Annotated in this window: 11 protein-coding genes; 6 read left to right on the top strand and 5 right to left on the bottom strand. The window is 40.9% G+C overall.

What is annotated here, in order from left to right; translation table 11 throughout:
• The first annotated feature begins 105 nt into the window (after window positions 1-105).
• A complete protein-coding gene (yfcC, locus tag AB4153_RS10875) occupies window positions 106-1,641 on the top strand; it encodes a putative basic amino acid antiporter YfcC (RefSeq protein WP_371997380.1) in 1,536 nt (511 codons plus the stop codon).
• 117 nt (window positions 1,642-1,758) lie between these two features.
• Here yfcC and AB4153_RS10870 read toward each other — a convergent pair whose 3' ends face one another.
• On the bottom strand, window positions 1,759-4,431 hold the full coding sequence (locus AB4153_RS10870) for a TonB-dependent siderophore receptor (protein ID WP_102526321.1): 2,673 nt from the start codon (window positions 4,429-4,431) through the stop codon (window positions 1,759-1,761).
• Between the two features lie 562 nt (window positions 4,432-4,993).
• Window positions 4,994-6,070, bottom strand: coding sequence for a methyltransferase (locus AB4153_RS10865; RefSeq protein WP_102526322.1), 1,077 nt, complete (start codon window positions 6,068-6,070; stop codon window positions 4,994-4,996).
• A gap of 181 nt (window positions 6,071-6,251) precedes the next feature.
• Here AB4153_RS10865 and AB4153_RS10860 point away from each other — a divergent pair, with 181 nt between their 5' ends.
• Entirely contained in the window at window positions 6,252-6,782 is a 531-nt protein-coding gene (locus AB4153_RS10860) for a GNAT family N-acetyltransferase (protein ID WP_102526323.1), read from the top strand.
• A 171-nt stretch (window positions 6,783-6,953) separates the two neighbouring features.
• Here AB4153_RS10860 and cysK read toward each other — a convergent pair whose 3' ends face one another.
• A complete protein-coding gene (gene cysK, locus AB4153_RS10855; protein ID WP_102526324.1) occupies window positions 6,954-7,919 on the bottom strand; it encodes a cysteine synthase A in 966 nt (321 codons plus the stop codon).
• Between the two features lie 377 nt (window positions 7,920-8,296).
• Between cysK and AB4153_RS10850 the strand changes: the two genes are divergently transcribed.
• Window positions 8,297-9,418 (top strand): beta-ketoacyl-ACP synthase III, encoded by a 1,122-nt coding sequence (locus AB4153_RS10850; protein WP_102526325.1) that lies wholly within the window; start codon window positions 8,297-8,299, stop codon window positions 9,416-9,418.
• 19 nt (window positions 9,419-9,437) lie between these two features.
• Complete coding sequence (locus AB4153_RS10845; protein ID WP_102526326.1) at window positions 9,438-10,670, top strand: response regulator; 1,233 nt, start codon at window positions 9,438-9,440, stop codon at window positions 10,668-10,670.
• A gap of 114 nt (window positions 10,671-10,784) precedes the next feature.
• On the opposite strand, the gene AB4153_RS10840 is transcribed toward AB4153_RS10845, so the two are convergent.
• Both AB4153_RS10840 and cysZ read right to left on the bottom strand, forming a co-directional pair.
• Window positions 10,785-13,139, bottom strand: a complete 2,355-nt coding sequence (locus AB4153_RS10840) for a DUF5916 domain-containing protein (protein WP_371997378.1) — start codon at window positions 13,137-13,139, stop codon at window positions 10,785-10,787.
• A gap of 256 nt (window positions 13,140-13,395) precedes the next feature.
• Window positions 13,396-14,160: a sulfate transporter CysZ gene (gene cysZ / locus AB4153_RS10835; protein WP_102526327.1), complete on the bottom strand. Its 765-nt coding sequence runs from the start codon at window positions 14,158-14,160 to the stop codon at window positions 13,396-13,398.
• 185 nt (window positions 14,161-14,345) lie between these two features.
• Between cysZ and smc the strand changes: the two genes are divergently transcribed.
• Both smc and zipA read left to right on the top strand, forming a co-directional pair.
• A complete protein-coding gene (smc, locus tag AB4153_RS10830; RefSeq protein WP_371997377.1) occupies window positions 14,346-17,789 on the top strand; it encodes a chromosome segregation protein SMC in 3,444 nt (1,147 codons plus the stop codon).
• 20 nt (window positions 17,790-17,809) lie between these two features.
• Complete coding sequence (gene zipA / locus AB4153_RS10825) at window positions 17,810-18,982, top strand: cell division protein ZipA (protein WP_371997376.1); 1,173 nt, start codon at window positions 17,810-17,812, stop codon at window positions 18,980-18,982.
• Window positions 18,983-19,016: the final 34 nt, after the last annotated feature.

Raw genomic sequence — 19,016 nt, 5'->3', positions numbered from 1 at the left:
GTGATGGGAATTTTCCATTAGCTATTGTAGTATGCCATTGGCTGCCAATACGTATAAGGCGTTAGGCATCAATCCATAAAACAATAACTTATAAATGGACTGTTAATGAATTCTCCACACCCAAGCCCTTCTTCTGCACAATCGAGTGCCACCGCGCGGCAAATGCCCGATACCTTAGTGATCATTTTCTTTGTTGCTCTTGCTGCCGCATTATTGACCTTTGTTGTTCCCATAGGCTCATTTTCAACCCAAGATGCGCATTATGTTATCGATGGAGTTGAGAAAACGCGCAGTGTAATCGACCCAAACTCTTTTCAATATGCCTTGAATGAAGCGGGTGAGCCTAAGCTTGATCCTATTTCACTATTTAAAGGAAATGGCGAAATCGGCTTTTTCAATTTTGCTTTTGAGGGCATGGTTTCTGGCTCTAAGTGGGGCAGCGCAATTGGCGTTATCATGTTTATGTTGGTCATTGGCGGCTCTTTTGGCGTCGTCATGGCCACGGGCACGATTGATAACGGCATATTACGCTTAATAGATAAAACTCAAGGCAATGAAAAGCTGTTTATTCCTGTCATATTCAGTTTGTTCTCGTTGGGTGGTGCGGTATTTGGGATGGGGGAGGAAGCCATAGCCTTTGCCATTATCATTTGTCCGTTAATGATTCGATTAGGTTATGACTCTATTTGTACAGTGATGGTCACTTATGTCGCGACCCAAATCGGTTTTGCCAGTTCTTGGATGAACCCGTTTAGTGTTGCTATTGCCCAAGGTATTGCAGGTGTTCCAGTGCTTTCAGGTGCGGGTGTACGTTCTATTATGTGGCTTGGTTTTACCTTAATAGGTATTGGTTTTACCATGCGCTATGCGAGTAAAATTCAACGTAATCCAAGTGCATCCTTTAGTTATCAAACGGATCAATTCTTTCGCGATAACCAGCAAGGTAATGTCAAAGATAGTCGTTTTAATCTCGGCGATATTTTAGTACTGCTTACCATTGTAGCTACTATTGCTTGGGTTATTTGGGGCGTGATTGCTCATGCTTGGTTTATCCCTGAAATTGCCAGTCAGTTTTTTACCATGGGGATCATTGTTGGCATCATTGGGGTGGTATTTAAGCTTAATGAAATGGACATGAACAAAGTCGCGGTTAGCTTTAAGCAAGGTGCAGGCACCATGTTAGAACCAGCGGTTTTAGTAGGGTGTGCTTCAGGTATTTTATTGTTACTTGGTGGTGCGGGGGCGACAGAGCCGAGCGTATTAAATACCATCTTACACAGCGCCGGTAATGTGATTGGCCAATTGCCGACGGCATTATCAGCTTGGTTTATGTTGTTATTCCAATCAGTGTTCAACTTTTTTGTGACTTCAGGTTCAGGACAAGCGGCGTTAACCATGCCACTCATGGCACCTTTGGCTGACATTGTCGGTGTGACTCGCCAAGTGGCGGTATTAGCGTTTCAACTTGGTGATGGTTTTACCAACGTATTAGTACCGACATCAGCTTCATTAATGGCGACATTAGGTGTGTGCCGTGTTGATTGGGGAAATTGGTTTAAGTTTATCTGGCGCTTTATGCTGGGTTTATTTGTTATTTCGAGCATTATCGTGGTGTTAGCGCACTACTTAGGGTTTAGCTAAACGAGTTTGTTAATGGCAAAAGTTATGCGACAAGTTGTGATATTACATTTATTCTAATAAAAAGCGGCATCGAAAGATGCCGCTTTTTTAATTGTCTAATCAGAAGCTAATGTTTGATTAGAACTTCACTTCACCTTCAATAAACCACTCTTGTCCACGAGCGTTATAAACACCACGAGGGTAGTGAGGCCATGATGTATTGGTTGGGTCAAAGTTAGGACCAGCATCAAATAGGTTTACAATACCTGCAGTTAACTTCATGTTGTCAGAGAAGTTGTACGCACCTGTTAGGTTCCACTTAGTTTGTGAGGCGACTTCTAAATCTTCTTCATTAAAGCCGTCTTCATCAATGAATGAACTGTAAGATGAACCATGCATACGAGCAGTATGATAAGCACCTAATGTGGTTTCAAAATCATTGATAAAATAGCTAAAGATCATATTAGCGCGGTACTGAGGTAAACCACCATCTTCAATGTCATCATCCACATCTGAGGTCGGGTTTAACTGACCTTCAGATAGTAGGATATAAGTACCGTTGAAGTTTACTCTTAGTTCACCCATGTCATTGAAATCCCAGCTATAACCAGCTGTTAAATCAATACCACGAACTTTTTGGTATGCTAAGTTTTGTGCCACTGTATTGATGTGGGTAATAGTGCCACTAGCGTCACGGGTAATCATATCTTCATAGGTATCGTATTCTTGTGCGGCAGTAGAAGCGCTAATATCGCTTACCATGTCATCAAGTTTCCATTCCCATAAATCAACAGAGGCTTCTAAGCTATCGCCGCCCCAAACCGCACCAATGTTAGCGGTATAACCAGTTTCAGCTTCAAGTTCTTTGTTGGCACCTGTGGTCGTATCAATGTGTAATTCATTACAGATTTCATCAAGGGTTTCATTACCGGTTTTAATACCAGGTTGGCCGCCCATAGCCTGACATTGCTTGTAATCGATGACTTGAGTGAAACCATTTGTGGCATCACCATACACGCGGTGCATGTCTGGTGCACGGAATACACTGCTCCAAGCACCACGAATCAATAACTCATCAACTGGACGGTATTCTACCGTTACTTGTGGTGATAAGTTACCGCCAAAGTCGCTGTAATGATCGTAACGTAGCGCTGCAGCAACAGTTAACTCGTCAAGTACCGGAACACTGATTTCAGCATAAGTTGCCCAGAAGTCACGTTCGCCAGCACCAGATGAACCACCAGTTGTTAATACTGATCCATTTTGGGTTTCGGTATCAGACTCTGTTTCATAATCCTGTTCAGTATACTCAGCACCAAATGCAAACATGGCATCGCCTTCAGGCATTTCAAACGCCATACCAGTGATGTTAGCTTGGATGTTCTTTTGAGTAGATTGAGCGCGTTCAAATGGAGAGTAAGATGCGGCTTCTACGTCAGCATCTGACATGTTTTCAAGTAATGAATTACCATTCTCACCAGCTGTGATGTAATCGAACATACCGCCTACAGTAGCAAAACCACTGCGGTAAACATCGACGTTAGTACGGCCGTAATTTACTGACATATCCCAGTCATACTCATCAACTAATACGCCTTGAAGGCCAGCAGAGAAGAAGTAGTTACTGGTGTTGGTTTCACCGCTTCGGTTACTGAACTCGTGTAAACGACGAGCATAGTAATAATCACCATCAGTAGCGTTGGCAAAGTCACCGCCAAGTCCTGTTGACTTGTTGAATGTCTTGCTCATGCTATCGCCGTAACTGACCGTTAAGTCATCACCGGCAACCTTGATATCGTAGTCATTAATGGCCATCGGTTCAAAGTTTGTTGTTGATTTGGCATTAGCGAAATCAAGACGACCTAAAAAGGTAATATCGTCTGCGATTTCGTAATTAAAATTGGTGGTACTGATAAAGCGGTAGCTTTCAGGTTCTAGATCGCGCCATTCTGAACGATCAAATCCACATGTACTTCCAGTCCATAGAAATCCACGAGCATCACACTGCTCTGGAGTTAATTGGCGTGCGCCAGTACCAGTACCTGCAATTCTAGCGCCGTATGAGCTATACGCTGAGTAATCACTGTGCGGCACTTTATCGGTATGGAGACCAAAATTCTCACGATCTGTTGCTTTTAACGCTTCGTTATTACTGAATTCGATAAAGGTTGAGACATTGCCCTTATCGTTTGAAGAGCCCAGTGATAATGCGATGCGGTCATTCATACCGCCGCCTTCAGTGGTATCACCATGACGATATTTAAGTGCAACGCCATCAAAATCTTTTTTAAGGATGATGTTAATCACACCACCCACTGCGTCAGCACCGTAAATCGCTGAGCCGCCAGATTGTAATACTTCAATGCGTTCTACAGCTTCCATTGGTAGGTTTGCTGTATCGACGAAGTTATCAGTACCGCCAGCGGGTTTTGGGTACTGGTTCAAACGCTTACCATCAATAAGCGTCAGAGTACGACTTGCACCAGCATTACGTAAACTGATTGATGAAGCTGCAGGGGTAAAACCATGCACTTCTTGTGTAGTCATCGCACCCGTAGTTGAGGTGAGATTTTGAAGGGCATCTTGAATAGTGGTAAAGCCTTGCTTTGCCATATCATCAGCACTCAACACCGTGACAGGCGTTGCTGTTTCTAGGTCGGTTCTTTTAATACGTGAACCGGTAATTTGAATTCGTTCTACATCAGCGCCTTCTTCAGCTGCAAGAACTACTGGCGAACTGATGGCAGCGGTAAAAGCACCGCCTACCAATGCAATGCGAATTGCGTTGGCCAATCTTGTATTAAGCTGCATCTCATCTCTTCCTTATAACTTTTATTTAAACCGCGTTTTTATTTAGTAGATCTCATTGCTAACTTGTGAATTGCGTTAACGGGAGTTTGCGGAAAACGGATAAAACCATACTTATTCAACATAAACAACGGACTGATTACATGTGTTAGATGTTGCAATTGTTGCGCGCTAGGTTGTTTTTTGTGATCATTTGATTAACGTGGTTTTGAGTGTTGATATTGATTTTGGGCTTGACGGGGGACTTTGCTGAATAAGTTAAGAGATTTGTGTAAACAAACTTAATAAATATGTGTTTAATTGGTTATCTGTTTGTTGATTTGTTTATGGTGTGACTGAGGCCGGTTTAATTTAACCGAACTATCAATTGTTACAATATGCATCATTTTTACATTGGAAATTTAATGTTGCGCAATTGGATTTGTGAAGTTAATCACTATTTAACATGTGCTGTCATCGCCGTTGAAACGGCTGTTAGCTGGAGTCTTGTTTAAAAATGGAGGGTATTAAATGTTAAAAAAAGCCCTTGAAGGGCTTTTGGATAAGTTAACATGTTAAAGAAAGTTTAGATGGGCTTTATTTTGCATCGCAGTAATGTATGGCCTAAACCAATATTGTCGATATCCTCATCGACGTAAAGCCCAGCTTCATTGATCATTTTGAGCATATCTTTGCTGTGATACATTCGACTGTAGCCATTAGCAATAGCAGTAAAGTATAGCGAGGTTGCATTAACGCAATAAGCACCAGCTTCATAAGGCTGTCTATCCCAATAGGTTTCTAAAATACACAGTTCACTATTGGGCTTCATTGCAGCCACTGTGCGTTTTAATATTGTGATGATTTGCGGTTTAGAAAAACAGTCTAGAAATTGGCTCATCCAGTACAAGTCTGCATGCTGACAAAAAGGTTTAGTTTCATCTAACAAGTCAGTTTCAAATGGCAACACACGATCCGCAACGTTATTATTACGCGCGTTTTCCATTGCGACGGCGAGTTGCCCTGGTAAGTCCATAATGGTGACATTAACTTTGCTGTCAAAACTGGTACAAGCAAATGCCCATTTGCCGGTATTACCGCCAACATCAACGATATGCTCAGGCTTAGATTTAAAAATCATTGGCAGTAAACTGTCAAAAGCGTGATCAGAATAATAATGATCAAACTCAAACCAACTCCGCTTGATTTGCTCTGGCAATTGGCTTAATCCAGGGTAAATGGTTTCCCAATCACCCAAGTGTTTCAAACCGGCTGCTTTACCTTGTTTCAAGGACGCTTCAAGCTCAAACAAACCTTGATAACAGACATCATGAATGAAATTTAAATTTTTAGATGCCATGTCATCATGCAGTAGAAAATGGCCCGTTTTATCTAGGTGATAATGGTCATCTTTACACCAAAATAGTCCCATGCTGAGTCCCATATCCAGTAATACGTGGATGGCATATTCTGACAATTCATTACAATCTATAAGTTGTGGTAACGAAATGCCATTTTCACCCGCATCATCAACTTGTTTTAGAATGCCAAACTGGCTAAGACAACGAGCAACTTGAAAGCTGACAGGGGCAAAAGCAATTTTTTGTGCTTCAAATTTTGCCTCAAAAGCGGAGATTTTTTTAGGGGATTGGTAAAAAGACATAAAGTGAGTCAATTTCTTGCATTGTAATTAAGTGTGGCGATGTTAACAAACGCGATGAAATAAGAAATTGATCCAGCTCATGTGTTGAAATAAGACCTCATTCTGTCATTCTGTCATTCTGTCATGATTTAATCATGTAAATAGGATTATTCTTTCAAAGGGAATGCAATAGGGATTGTTAATGATTACCACGCAGAGACTGACACTCAGAGAGTTTACGCTAGAAGATGCTGAATTCATTTATCAGCTAATGAATTCACCACTGTATATCAAGTTCATTGGTGATAGAAATATCAAAAATCGAGATGATGCTAAGACTTTTTTATCGACTAAGCTCATTCCAAGTTATCAGCTTCACGGTTACGGTTTATACGCAGTTATTCGCAATGAAGATAAGGCGTTGGTCGGTATGTGTGGCTTAGTGAATCGAGATGGGCTTGAGCACACTGATATCGGTTTTGGCTTTTTACCCCAATATATGGGGATGGGCTACGGATATGAGTCGGCGAGGGCTGTCATGAATTATGCCAATGAAACCTTATCTCTTTCGCCTATATGGGCTATAACCAACCTACAAAACACCGCATCGATTAACTTATTAACAAAGCTTGGTTTGCTGTATCAGCAACAAATCTTATGGGGTGATGAGCAAGAACCGATATTACTATTGAGTACGCATGAAGTCAGTTCAGGTGAAATAAGTAGTGATTAACGAGATGGATATACAGCTTCATTTTTCAGCATAGATGAGTGGGAGATATTTAGCTTAATCAATCAGTGATTAATGCCAAGTACTATTAAGCACTATCACTCACGATAAAGCCCAGCAATTGCTGGGCTTTATTACAAACAATAATCATAAAAGGTGAGTTATGATTAATCGTTATTGAACGTTTTCGCTATCACCGAACTCACCCGCAAATAACGCAGATGATAAGTAACGCTCTGCTGCAGATGGCAGAATGACAACGATGTTTTTACCCGCAAATTCTGGCTTCTCAGCAATACGGTTTGCAGCGACGACAGCAGCACCAGAAGAAATACCCACTAAGATACCTTCTTCTTCCATTAAACGACGTGCCATTGCAATAGCATCGTCATTGCTGACCGCTTCAACAAGGTCAACTAAATCTAAATCTAAGTTACCTGGGATGAAACCTGCGCCAATACCTTGAATTTTATGAGGTCCAGGAGTTAATTCCTGACCTGCTTTAGCTTGTGCAATAACAGGTGAGTCAACTGGCTCTACTGCAACAGACACAAGATCTTTGTTTTTACTTTTTAAATAACGACTAACACCAGTAATCGTCCCACCCGTACCGACACCTGCAACAAATGCAGCGACTTCACCATCAGTATCATTCCAGATTTCTGGGCCGGTAGTTTTTTCGTGGATTTCAGGATTAGCAGGGTTGCTAAATTGACCTAAGATAAGGTACTTAGCAGGATCTGATTGACGGATCTCTTCAGCTTTATCAATCGCGCCTTTCATTCCTTTAGCGCCTTCAGTTAACACGAGGTTTGCACCTAACGCTTTTAACAGTTTACGACGCTCAAGGCTCATAGTATTAGGCATGGTTAGGGTTAGCTTATAACCACGAGCAGCTGCTACATACGCAAGTGCAATACCTGTATTGCCTGAAGTTGGCTCGACTAGCTCTACTTCTTTAGTTAGGGTGCCTTTCTTTTCAGCATCCCAAATCATATTTGCGCCGATACGACACTTAACACTGAAACTTGGGTTGCGAGCTTCAACTTTGGCTAACACTTTACCATTGCTTACTCGATTAAGGCGCACTAGTGGGGTATTACCTAGCGTATATGAATTGTCTTCGTAGATGTTGCTCATGGTTTGCTCCTATGTTTGCATTGTCTAATGATAATCGGTTTAAGGTGCTTTAACAGTGATAGTTTGTTATTCGTTATGCCTTTTAGTTATTAGGTTATAGCCAAATATATTAATAAAGCATTTTCTTATATAACAGTGTCTTAGTTATACACCCTTAATGAACATTGATGGTCTGACCATCGGTTAAAGCAGTAATTAATGCTTAGTGATTGGTTTAGAAGGTAATAGACTGAGGTTACAAAAGCGCAATTTATCCTCATTCCTGCTGGCTTATATTGATTATAGGTACCTATTGATCATTGAGTTATCAGCTTCATTTTTTTGAGTGTTTTTAGATAAGTTGTTGTTTTCCATCATATAGATACGGCAGACATAATATGAATAAAGTGGTTATTTCAGGAAGTGGTTTATATACACCGCCGCACAGTGTCAGTAATGAAGAGTTGGTTGAAAGTTATAATACTTACGTTAATGAACATAATCAGTTACATGAAACAGCGATTGCTGCTGGTGACGTGGATGCATTAGCTCACTCGTCAGCAGAGTTCATTGAAAAGGCATCTGGCATCAAAAGCCGTTACGTGATGGTCAAAGAGGGCATTTTAGACCCTAAAGTGATGATGCCATTAATTAAAGATAGGCCATCAGATGCGTTATCAATGCAAGCTGAAATCGGCATTGCTGCAGCAAAGCAAGCATTAGCGCAAGCAAAAGTGAATGCTGAAGACATTGATTTAGTGATTGTTGCCTGTGCATATACTCAACGTTCTTATCCGGCTATTGCGATAGAAATTCAGCAAGCCATGGGCACAAAAGGTTTTGCGTATGACATGCTAGTGGCTTGTTCATCGGCAACTTTTGCCATTGTTAATGCGGTTAATGCGGTTCAATCTGGTACAGCATCACGGGTATTGGTGATTAATCCTGAGATTTGTTCCCCACAAGTTAATTACCGAGATCGTGATAGTCACTTCATTTTTGGTGATGTGGCAACGGCAGTGGTTGTAGAGAAAGCATCCATTGCACAATCAGAACATGCTTTTAATGTGCTATCGAGTCAGTGTTTTACCGACTACTCAAATAATATTCGCAGTAACTTTGGTCACCTTAATCGCTGTGACCCAGTAGCAAGTAACGATAGTGACAAGTTGTTTCATCAACAAGGCCGTAAAGTGTTTAAAGAATTACTGCCAATGATTTATCAACATTTAGATAAACAGTTGTCGGAAGAGCAGATCCAAGCTAATGAATTTAAACGATTATGGTTGCATCAAGCGAATATAAATATGAATATGTTTGTAGTTCGTAAACTTCTCGGTGATAATGTTACAAAAAGTAAAGCTCCTGTGGTGCTAGATGAATATGCTAACACTGCTTCTGCCGGGTCTATTATTGCTTTTCATAAGTATAATCAAGACTTTAAAACTGGTGACTTAGGGCTATTGTGTTCATTTGGTGCTGGCTACTCTATTGGGAGCATCATTTTAGAAAAGACCTAATAGTAAATGGGTGAATTAATTGCGAATTCTGATTGTTGAAGATAATGAAGCGGTATCGAAGGTACTTCGGCATCTATTAATGCAAGACCTGCATTGTGAGGTAGATGTTGCCGCTGATGTCGCTTCAGCGAATGCCTTATTAGAACAGCACAAATACTTTGTCGTTGTAGCAGAGTTAAACTTACCAGATGCACCAGATGGCGAAATTGCTCAACTGGTGCTGATGTCTTATCAAACCCCTTGTATTGTCTTGTCATCTAACCTTGATTCTCGTCAGCGTAAGAAATTACTGAAGCTCGGTATTGCGGATTATGTATTAAAAGAAAACCGCTTTAGCTATGAGTATGTGGTGAAGCTGGTGGCCAGATTAGATCAAAATCAGCATGTAAAAGTACTGGTAGCAGATGATTCAGTCGTGAGCCGTAAATTCGTTAAAGTCCTTTTAGAACAGCAATTATTTACTGTATTAGAGGCCTGCGATGGCGCAGAAGCGATTCAAGTGCTGAACGACACGCCAGATATTCAGTTACTTATTACTGACTACAATATGCCGAATGTTGATGGCTTTGAATTAATCCTTAAAGTGCGTGAAAAATTCAGCCGTGAAGATTTGGCGATTATTGGTTTGTCGAATGATACTGATGAAAGCTTATCTGCACGTTTTATTAAAAATGGCGCCAATGACTTTTTGCAAAAACCATTTGTACATGAGGAGTTTCATTGCCGTGTATTAAATACCTTAGACTCGCTCGATATGCTGCGCAGTTTATGGGAGCAAGCCAACCGAGATTATCTGACTAAGGCGTATACGCGTCGTTATTTTTTCAAGCAACATGAAAAAGATGTCAATGAAGCAGGGCAGTTTGCTTTAGGTTTAATCGATATTGATTTCTTTAAAAATGTGAATGACACCTATGGCCATGATGTCGGCGATCAAGTGTTATTTGAGTTCGCTAAGCGATTAAAAAATGCCTTTGGCCAACATTTTACCGTAGCACGATTTGGTGGTGAAGAGTTTGTTGTTGCATTTAAGGGCTTAGATGGCGATCGCGCATTCACTGTCATGGATAAGTTCAGACAACAAATTGACGAGCAGCTTTTTATTACTGATGCGGGTGAGCTAAAGATTAATTTTAGTTGCGGTATTGCCAGTGCTGAAAGCACTGATAGTAACTTAGATACTTTACTTCATCGTGCGGATTTAGGCTTATATGAAGCGAAAGAAGCGGGCCGTAATAGAGTGATTTTTTAGTGTGAATTAATGATGATTAATTCATGAATTAGACACAGATAAAAAGGACTGCCATGGCAGTCCTTTTTGTTTTTTCATTCCAGTCTACTACTTATAATTTAATTATTTTATCGATTAAAGCAACCACGCGTAGCTGACTTTCATAAAGTAGGTTTTGTCTTTTTGGGTTAAAGAGTCGATATCATCATTGGCAATTAAACCGTCTGAGTACCCCAAATAAAACACACTTTGTGGATTAAGTTTATAACCGTATAAAATTTCATTACCTAGATTTTGGTATTGTTCATTAGGCGACTGATGTAAATATAAATCAGTATCACGTTCAATGTCGGTATAGACACTGGTTAAACGTAAAAAACTATTTAGTGTAATTTGCCAGTTAAGGCGAAGGTCAGTTAAATTTGCGGTAAATAAACGGCCTTCATCTACATCCAATGATTGGTATTTGTGATTAACGTCTAAGATGATTGATTCAGTGATTTTCCACTCAACACCTGGGTTGAACATGGTTAAAGTCGCAGGGCGATCGTTGGCATAATCAATGTCATCACCGTAGTTCATATCAAACTCGAGCTTAAGTGATTCAATTGGCACAAAGTTGGTATAAAACCACATTAAATCTAACGTATACATTGTGGTGTTATCGTCAATGGCTAATGATGAGCTGTCTTGACGACGACCAACACGGTCTTTATGGACAAAGCCACTGGCGATATAACTTTGCCAGCCGCCATTCAGTCTGATGGCCGCTTCTGCTTCTTGTTCAATTTTTTCATTGTTTTGGTTATGGGTAATATCCCAATCACCACCAAATTCAATTTTGTTAAAGAAACTGTCAGTTGGGTACCAATAATAATTACCGCCAGCGACAAACTTGCTTGCATCAATACGTTCAATAAAACCTAAATCCGCTCTAAAGTCCTCTCCAATTGATTCATAACGAGAGAAAGCGCGCCAATTGCGTTTTTCATGCTCATAGCTAACACGGTACATATTGTCAGAAAAGTTATCTTGTTTTTTGGTACGCAGTACTCGCTCATTGTAATCACAATTACCAAGCTCACAGTCCTGTGGCGGAGTTGAGCAATCATCACCGTTACAAAACTGCTGAAAGAAATCATCAGGATACTCAGTATCTGAAAACACATACTGTGCGGTAAAGGTGTCTTGGTCGGTTGGCTGCCACTTAGTATCAAGACTGGCCACATAGTTATGATAATTCTCAGATTGCTTTGCCGTGACTAAGCCGCCAAATGAGAGTTCTTTACTGGGGTCGAAACGATAACGAGCAGCAAGGTTATAGCTTTCTTCATCAATGGTGGCCACATCAGAGCTTAAGTTGCCAGGCACTAAAAACTGCGTTTTCTCATCGTTAGCAGCCAGCACAGCAAGGGTGTGATCATCGGTTTTGCTGGTGAGTTTTACTCCGTAATCAGGAGAGCTGATATTACGGGTGTGTAGTAAACTTAACTGAGTATCGAAATAGTCTTTATTATCTAAGAAGAAAGCACGTTTTTCTGGATAAAAAAGAGCGAAATTATTATTTACATCTAACTGACCCGAATCGGCTTCAACCTGTGAAAAGTCTGGATTAATGGTGGCATTTAATAAGGTTGTTGGCGTAATTCCCCAACGTAAGTCGAGGCCGACTTCAACGTTATCTTCATCTTCCCAAGGTTGATTAGGGTTAAGCTCTCGCTGACTATTACGAGAGCCCACAACAGAAGGAGTAATTTGAATATCTTGCCCTTGCTGGGCCCCAGCAAGACCTGTAGCGGTACCTAGCTGACATAACTGACAAGATACATTACGGTCAATCTTGTGGCTTGAAATTCTATGGGTTTCGTTACGAGGGTAAAAACGTACTAGTTCTATTCCCCAAGTTTGAATATCTTTATTGTCATCAAAATTGAACAGTCGCAGTGGCAATTCTACTTCGACTTGATAGCCTTGGTCAGTCAGCTTGCCGCTGCTGTACCAAATACCATCCCATGCATCGCTTTCTTCACCCGTTAATTCATTTTCTATAGAGTCATTTTGTACGCCATAAGGGTTAATAAAAAACTGATAGGCAAGGCGGGCGTTATTAAACGTATCCAGTTTGATCCCGACTTGGTCATCACCCCAAGAGTTATCTCGGTCGCGTAAATTGGCTCTTATTTTTGATGGGTCAACATCATGGGCTATAAAGGCAACAAATAAGCTGGTTTCAGTGGCGAAAATTTTCGCATCAGTGCTCACTGGCGCAGGGATGTTTTCACCTGGTGAGGTTTCGTAATTGAGCTGGACTGTTGCCGCTTGTTGCCATTGAGGCTCTGATAAGTCGCCATCAATCTCAACACCTTGAGATAAAGTGGGAATGTTAACTGTAAATTGGCTGGGATCACCGGCCGAAGCAGGTGTTGATATGGCGCTACTCGCCAATAAAATTGCATAACAAAGAGTCTGAATCGTAAAGGTTTTATTCACAAGTCACGCTGATTTAAAATTAGTTTGCGCAATTGTCGCAAAAACGCCGTTAAATATCGTTAATTATTTGTAGCTTAATGGTTTCAAATTGTTACAGCGCTTTGCAGAAAAAGAGAGTTGGCGTATCAAAAGCTTAAATCACTCGAAGTAAAAACACTAAAAAGCCCCAACATTGCGCTGAGGCTTTCATTTATTTCTTTGATAAACAAGGCTTCTAAAACTGAGGTATTTGTTACTTAGCCTTATTAGTTCAGCTTTATTCTGGTGCTATTTCTGGGTGCTTATATGCTTCTCGATATTTGTCGACCCACATAGCGGTTGCACCGCATATTGCCACAGGCATCACGATAAAGTTCACAATAGGGATCATTGAGAATAACGTTACGGTAGCGCCAAAGGTATAACTGGTTCCTTTGGTTTGGCTGAGGGCGAACTTCATATCGTTAAATGGCACTTTGTGGTTATCAAATGGAAAATCACAATATTGAATGGCCATCATCCAAGCACTAAACAAAAACCATAAAATTGGCGCAGCGGTTTGGCCAACCACTGGAACGATAAATAAAACTAAAAAGATTAATGCTCGTGGCAAATAGTATTTAAGTTTTATCCATTCGCGTCCGAGAATACGTGGTAAATCTTTAATTAAATCAATTGTAGTACCCGAGTTTAATGACTTACCAGTCAAGTGCATTTCCACTTTTTCAGCTAACAACCCATTAAATGGCGCAGCAATCCAGTTCATCACTGAGCTAAATACAAATGACATCACCACCAGTAAACTAATAATCGCTAGAGGCCACAAGAAAAAGTTGAGCCAAGTAAGATACTCAGGGATTTGGCTATTCATCCAGCCAAAAAGATCGTCTAGTTTACCTACGGCAAAATAGATCGCGGTTGAAAACAAGATTAAGTTAACCATTAATGGAATGAATACAAAAGTACGAAGACCTGGCTGTTTAATCAGCTTAAAGCCATCTAGAAAATAGTTAACGCCACTTTTTACGGGTTGGATTGCCATCTAATACGTCCTTGAAAAAACTGCTTATTACTGATTGTGGTGACGCATTGGTCGGAAAACAAGCCTTAAAGTGTGTTTAAGTCATAAAAATCGTTACAAAATGCAGCGCGATTGGTAAAGTTAGTCATATAAGTCTTTCTTATAAAATAATACTTTTCATCCTTACGGACGACCAAACAAGCACAATGCGATTAAAACAAATAAAACTTGCTGGCTTTAAGTCGTTTGTTGACCCAACAAAAATTCCCTTTAACCAACCCCTTACGGCGATTATTGGCCCGAACGGCTGCGGCAAGTCCAATGTGATTGATGCTGTGCGTTGGGTACTTGGGGAAAGCAGTGCCAAACATTTACGTGGCGACTCAATGATGGACGTTATTTTTAACGGTTCCAGTGCCCGTAAACCCGTATCTGTCGCCAGTATCGAGCTCAGTTTTGAAAACCTAGATGGCAGATTGTCGGGCCAATATGCCAGTTATCAAGAAATCTCTGTTAAGCGCCAAGTGAGTCGTGAAGGCGATTCGAATTATTTTCTCAATGGTCAAAAATGTCGTCGCAAAGATATTACTGATCTATTTATGGGAACAGGTCTTGGACCGCGCAGCTATGCCATTATTGAGCAAGGGACCATTTCAAGACTGATTGAGTCTAAACCTCAAGAATTAAGAGTCTTCATAGAAGAAGCGGCAGGAATATCTCGTTACAAAGAACGTCGTCGTGAAACAGAAAACCGCATTCGACATACCCGTGAAAACCTTGAGCGTTTAAACGATATACGACTAGAACTTGGCAGCCAGTTAGAAAAATTAGATCAGCAAGCACAAGCTGCAAAACAATATCGAGAGCTCAAACAACAAGAGCGTGACTTACATGCTCAGCTGTTAGTCATGCGTTATCAAGAACTGCAAAATCAAACCGATGGCTTAGCCAAAGAAATGCAGCAGCTTGATGTTAGCATTGCAGCCGCCAATGCTGATGGCGAAAGCACTGAACTCACCGTTACACAATTAACATCTCAGTTAGCTGATTTATCAGATTCGGAGCAAAACCTTGTTGCGCAGTTTTATCAAGCTGGAACCGAGCTTGCTAAGCTTGAGCAGCAATTAAAGCATCAACAGCAACAAGACTCTCAGCTTGAAAAACAATTACAAGACATAATCAATCAACAAGGGGTTGCAGCAGAAGAGCTGCAGGCTCTGACTGTACAAGAAAAGCAGCTTACTCATCATGTTGCAGAGCTGATGCCTGCTTTAGAGCTTGGCGAAAATGAATTGCAAACCATTGACGAGCAGTTACAAGATGTTGATGAAAAAGCTTCTGATCTTCAACAACATTTAAGCGTGTTATCGGATACGGTATCTAATGCAAAAATGGAAGCTGCACTGACTCAAAACAAATTACAGCATCAGCAATTGAGTTTATCTCAGCAACAGCAGCAATTGATTGAGCTCAATACAGAGCAGCAACACAATAATGATGAGAATAATCAAGCTGAGTTAACTGAACTCGATAGGCAAATAAAAGCATTTACCCAGCAGCTTGAAATAGAAGATGAAGTAAAACATCAGCTCTCTGAAGAGCTGGCGATTAAGCAAGCAAGTTTACAGCAGATCAGTGAGCAGTATCAGCAAAACAAACAACATTTAACCTCAGTGGTTGCCCGTCATGAGTTAATTGATCAGTGGCTAAGCAATAATGAACCCGAAGATCGTCAAGCACTATGGCAAGTTGTTGAGGTGACCCAAGGTTGGGAGCAAGCGGTTGATTTAGTTCTTCAAGGTGTACTTGCTGCTTCAGTGCAAAAAGAGTCATTAAATACTGATGTAGCTGTGAAAGATGATTTAGGTTTTAACCTACGTGAATCTGCCTATATAACTGAGCAATTAAGCGCACCAGTTAATTTAAGCCCATGGTTAGAACAAGTGATTTGGGCTGACAGCATCGGTCATGCGAAACAATTATTGACGACGAGTGAAGCAACCAATGAACACGCATTAATCGCTAGTAAAGATGGCTATCTAATTGGTCATGGCTTTGTTATCACAAAATCTGAAGGTAAACAGTCAGAGCTTGCACTGAAAAATGAACGTCAGCAACTGTTGACTCAAATTGAACAATTACAAGATCAATTATTCAATGAGCAAGTGTCTGTGAGTGAGTTAACACAGCAAGTTGCCGATGTTCATGCTCAAATGAGTGCGGCGCAAGCAAAATGTCATCAGTTGCAGCTTGAGTGCAGTAAGTTTGATGCTCAACGTCAAAGCCTGCTTAAGCAGCAACATGATAATCAACGTAGGCGAGCAAACCTGGATGAACAGGTAGCAAACTGCATCAAACAAATTGCTCTTGGTAAACGCAATGTAGAACAGTTAACCGCAGAAACTGAGCGACTTAGCCAGTTACATCAACAGCAGGTGACTGAACAGCAAAAAGCTAATGAAGACTGGCAAACCACAAGTCATCAATTGCGTGAGTATAAAACTAAACGAAGCCAGCATGATCGAGAGGTCTCGCTTTTGCGCCAGCAATTGCAAAAATTGCAAACTCAAGCTGCGGTGACGCAAGCACAGCTCACTAAACAGCAGCAGCAATGTGATGTATTGGTAGAACAAGCTAGCCAGTTGAGCTTGACTCAACTGCAAAGCAGTGAAAGTTTAGGTGATAAACAGCTGGAACAACTTCAGCAACAGCTTGCTCAGCAGCTTGATATTCAGCAATCAAAGCAACAATTGTTAAATTCAAACCGTACTCAACAGGCTGAGCTACAATCTCGGCTAGATAGTGCGGTATTGATTCAAAAACAACAGCTTGGTGGACTTCAAAACTTGACTCAAACTCTCAGCGGGTTAAAGTTACGTCGTGAAGGTTTAAAAGGTCAGGCAAATGGCCAATACCAATTGCTTGAAGAGCAACAAATAAATATTCAGGCGGTGCTAAAACAGATCCCTGAAGCAGCTAAAGTCAGTGCTTGGCAGAAAGATCTAGATAAAGTTAGAGCTAGAATTAGCCATTTAGGGGCAATTAACCTTGCCGCTATTGAAGAATTTGAGCAGCAAAGTGAGCGTAAAGCCTATTTAGATAATCAGGATGATGATTTAAATAAAGGCTTAGCGAGCCTTGAAGAAGCTATTCGAAAAATAGACAAGGAAACCCGCAGTCGATTTAAAACGACTTATGATGCGGTTAATGCTGACTTATCAAAATTGTTCCCGAAAGTGTTTGGAGGCGGTAAAGCTTACCTTGCATTAACTGATGATGACTTACTTGAAACGGGTGTGACCATTATGGCGCAACCACCAGGTAAGAAGAATAGTACAATTCACCTTCTTAGTGGTGGAGAAAAAGCGCTAACCGCTTTATCATTAGTATTCGCCATATTTAGGCTCAATCCAGCACCTTTTTGCATGTTGGATGAAGTTGATGCACCTTTAGATGATGCCAATGTTGAGCGCTTTTGTCGCTTACTAAAAGAGATGTCACAAAGTGTGCAATTTATTTATATCAGCCACAATAAAATAACGATGGAAATGGCTGATCAATTAATAGGTGTCACTATGCATGAACCGGGCGTTTCACGTATAGTCGCAGTAGATATCGATGAAGCGGTGGCACTAGCCGACGCGGAATAAACAGGATTACAGGGTCACCAATGGAAGATTTTCAACTGGTTTTGTTTGTACTAGGTGCAATAGCAATTATCGCAGTACTAGTTCATGGTTTTTGGTCAATTCGTAAACAACAACCTAAAACACTAAAAGACAACCCAATGACTGGGTTTTATAAAGATCAATCACAGCAACGTGACTCACAAGGTTTTGATGCCGATGGTATTGGTGAAGTAAGACGTGTTAAAAGTGACGATGACGATGATACTGTCACTGCAAACGACACTGCAAATATCACTCCGCCACTAATGCAAACAGGGACTTCGCATAACGATGTTGAAGTCAATGAAGCGGGCTCTAAAAAGGGCATTGGGTTACAAAATCAATCGGCTGTAAATGCTCAAGCACCAAGTTATAATCCTGGCCGCAAAGAACCGGTATTAAAAACCGCCGCTGTAGAGCCACAAATTTCTGCTGAAACAGTCAATGAAACTGCAGCCCAAGAGGTTGAAACGCATGTTCCAACTCAACAGGCGTTATTTGCTGAAGACAGTTTTGAACCTGCCCAGCAAGTTGTTGGTGCCTCAACCAGTACAAAAGCGACGACAACAGAGAATACCGTTATACTTGATCTCACCGCTGAAAATTACCAAACACATGATAACGCCTATGTTGAAGATACCTATGTAGATGAAACTTCGGTTGATTTTGGCGCCGAAGCTCACACAGAACAAGTTATTGCACAGCCAGCCCCAGTAGAGCCTGCTATTTCGCAACCTGTGGCCGAAACAGAAGAGCCATTAGGCGATCCACAAGATGTATTAGTGCTACACGTTATCGCACGTGATGGCGAGCAACTCCATGGCGCAGAGCTATTACCTTGCTTATTATCATTGAACTTTAAGTTCGGCGATATGGACATATTCCATCGTCATCTAGATAACGCTGGCAATGGTAAAGTACTATTTTCTATGGCGAACATGCTAAAGCCGGGCGTATTTGATCCTGATAATATGGAGCAGTTTGTTACTCAAGGTGTGGTGTTATTTATGACGCTTCCTTGTCATGGTGATCCATTAATGAACTTCTCCATTATGCTTAATTCAGCACAGCAACTGGCTGATGATTTAGGCGCAGAAGTGATGGACGATAAACGTTTAGCCTGGACTGAAACCAACAAACAACAATATTTAGCTAGAATTAGGGCTGTATCTTAACCCCTAATTAGATTTAACCTTTTTAAATGAGGCC

The organism is Shewanella sp. 10N.286.52.E4, from assembly GCF_041468785.1.
GTDB classification, from domain to species: domain Bacteria; phylum Pseudomonadota; class Gammaproteobacteria; order Enterobacterales; family Shewanellaceae; genus Shewanella; species Shewanella electrodiphila.
Note: the sequence above shows the minus strand (reverse complement) of the source record. Positions and strands in the feature narration are given on the sequence as shown.

Bases quoted from the DNA above. Each gene is read 5' to 3' on its own strand.
- zipA (WP_371997376.1), top strand. From the start codon at position 17,810: ATGGAAGATTTTCAACTGGTTTTGTTTGTACTAGGTGCAATAGCAATT.
- yfcC (WP_371997380.1), top strand. From the start codon at position 106: ATGAATTCTCCACACCCAAGCCCTTCTTCTGCACAATCGAGTGCCACC.
- cysK (WP_102526324.1), bottom strand. From the start codon at position 7,919: ATGAGCAACATCTACGAAGACAATTCATATACGCTAGGTAATACCCCA.
- AB4153_RS10860 (WP_102526323.1), top strand. From the start codon at position 6,252: ATGATTACCACGCAGAGACTGACACTCAGAGAGTTTACGCTAGAAGAT.
- AB4153_RS10850 (WP_102526325.1), top strand. From the start codon at position 8,297: ATGAATAAAGTGGTTATTTCAGGAAGTGGTTTATATACACCGCCGCAC.
- cysZ (WP_102526327.1), bottom strand. From the start codon at position 14,160: ATGGCAATCCAACCCGTAAAAAGTGGCGTTAACTATTTTCTAGATGGC.
- AB4153_RS10865 (WP_102526322.1), bottom strand. From the start codon at position 6,070: ATGTCTTTTTACCAATCCCCTAAAAAAATCTCCGCTTTTGAGGCAAAA.
- smc (WP_371997377.1), top strand. From the start codon at position 14,346: ATGCGATTAAAACAAATAAAACTTGCTGGCTTTAAGTCGTTTGTTGAC.
- AB4153_RS10870 (WP_102526321.1), bottom strand. From the start codon at position 4,431: ATGCAGCTTAATACAAGATTGGCCAACGCAATTCGCATTGCATTGGTA.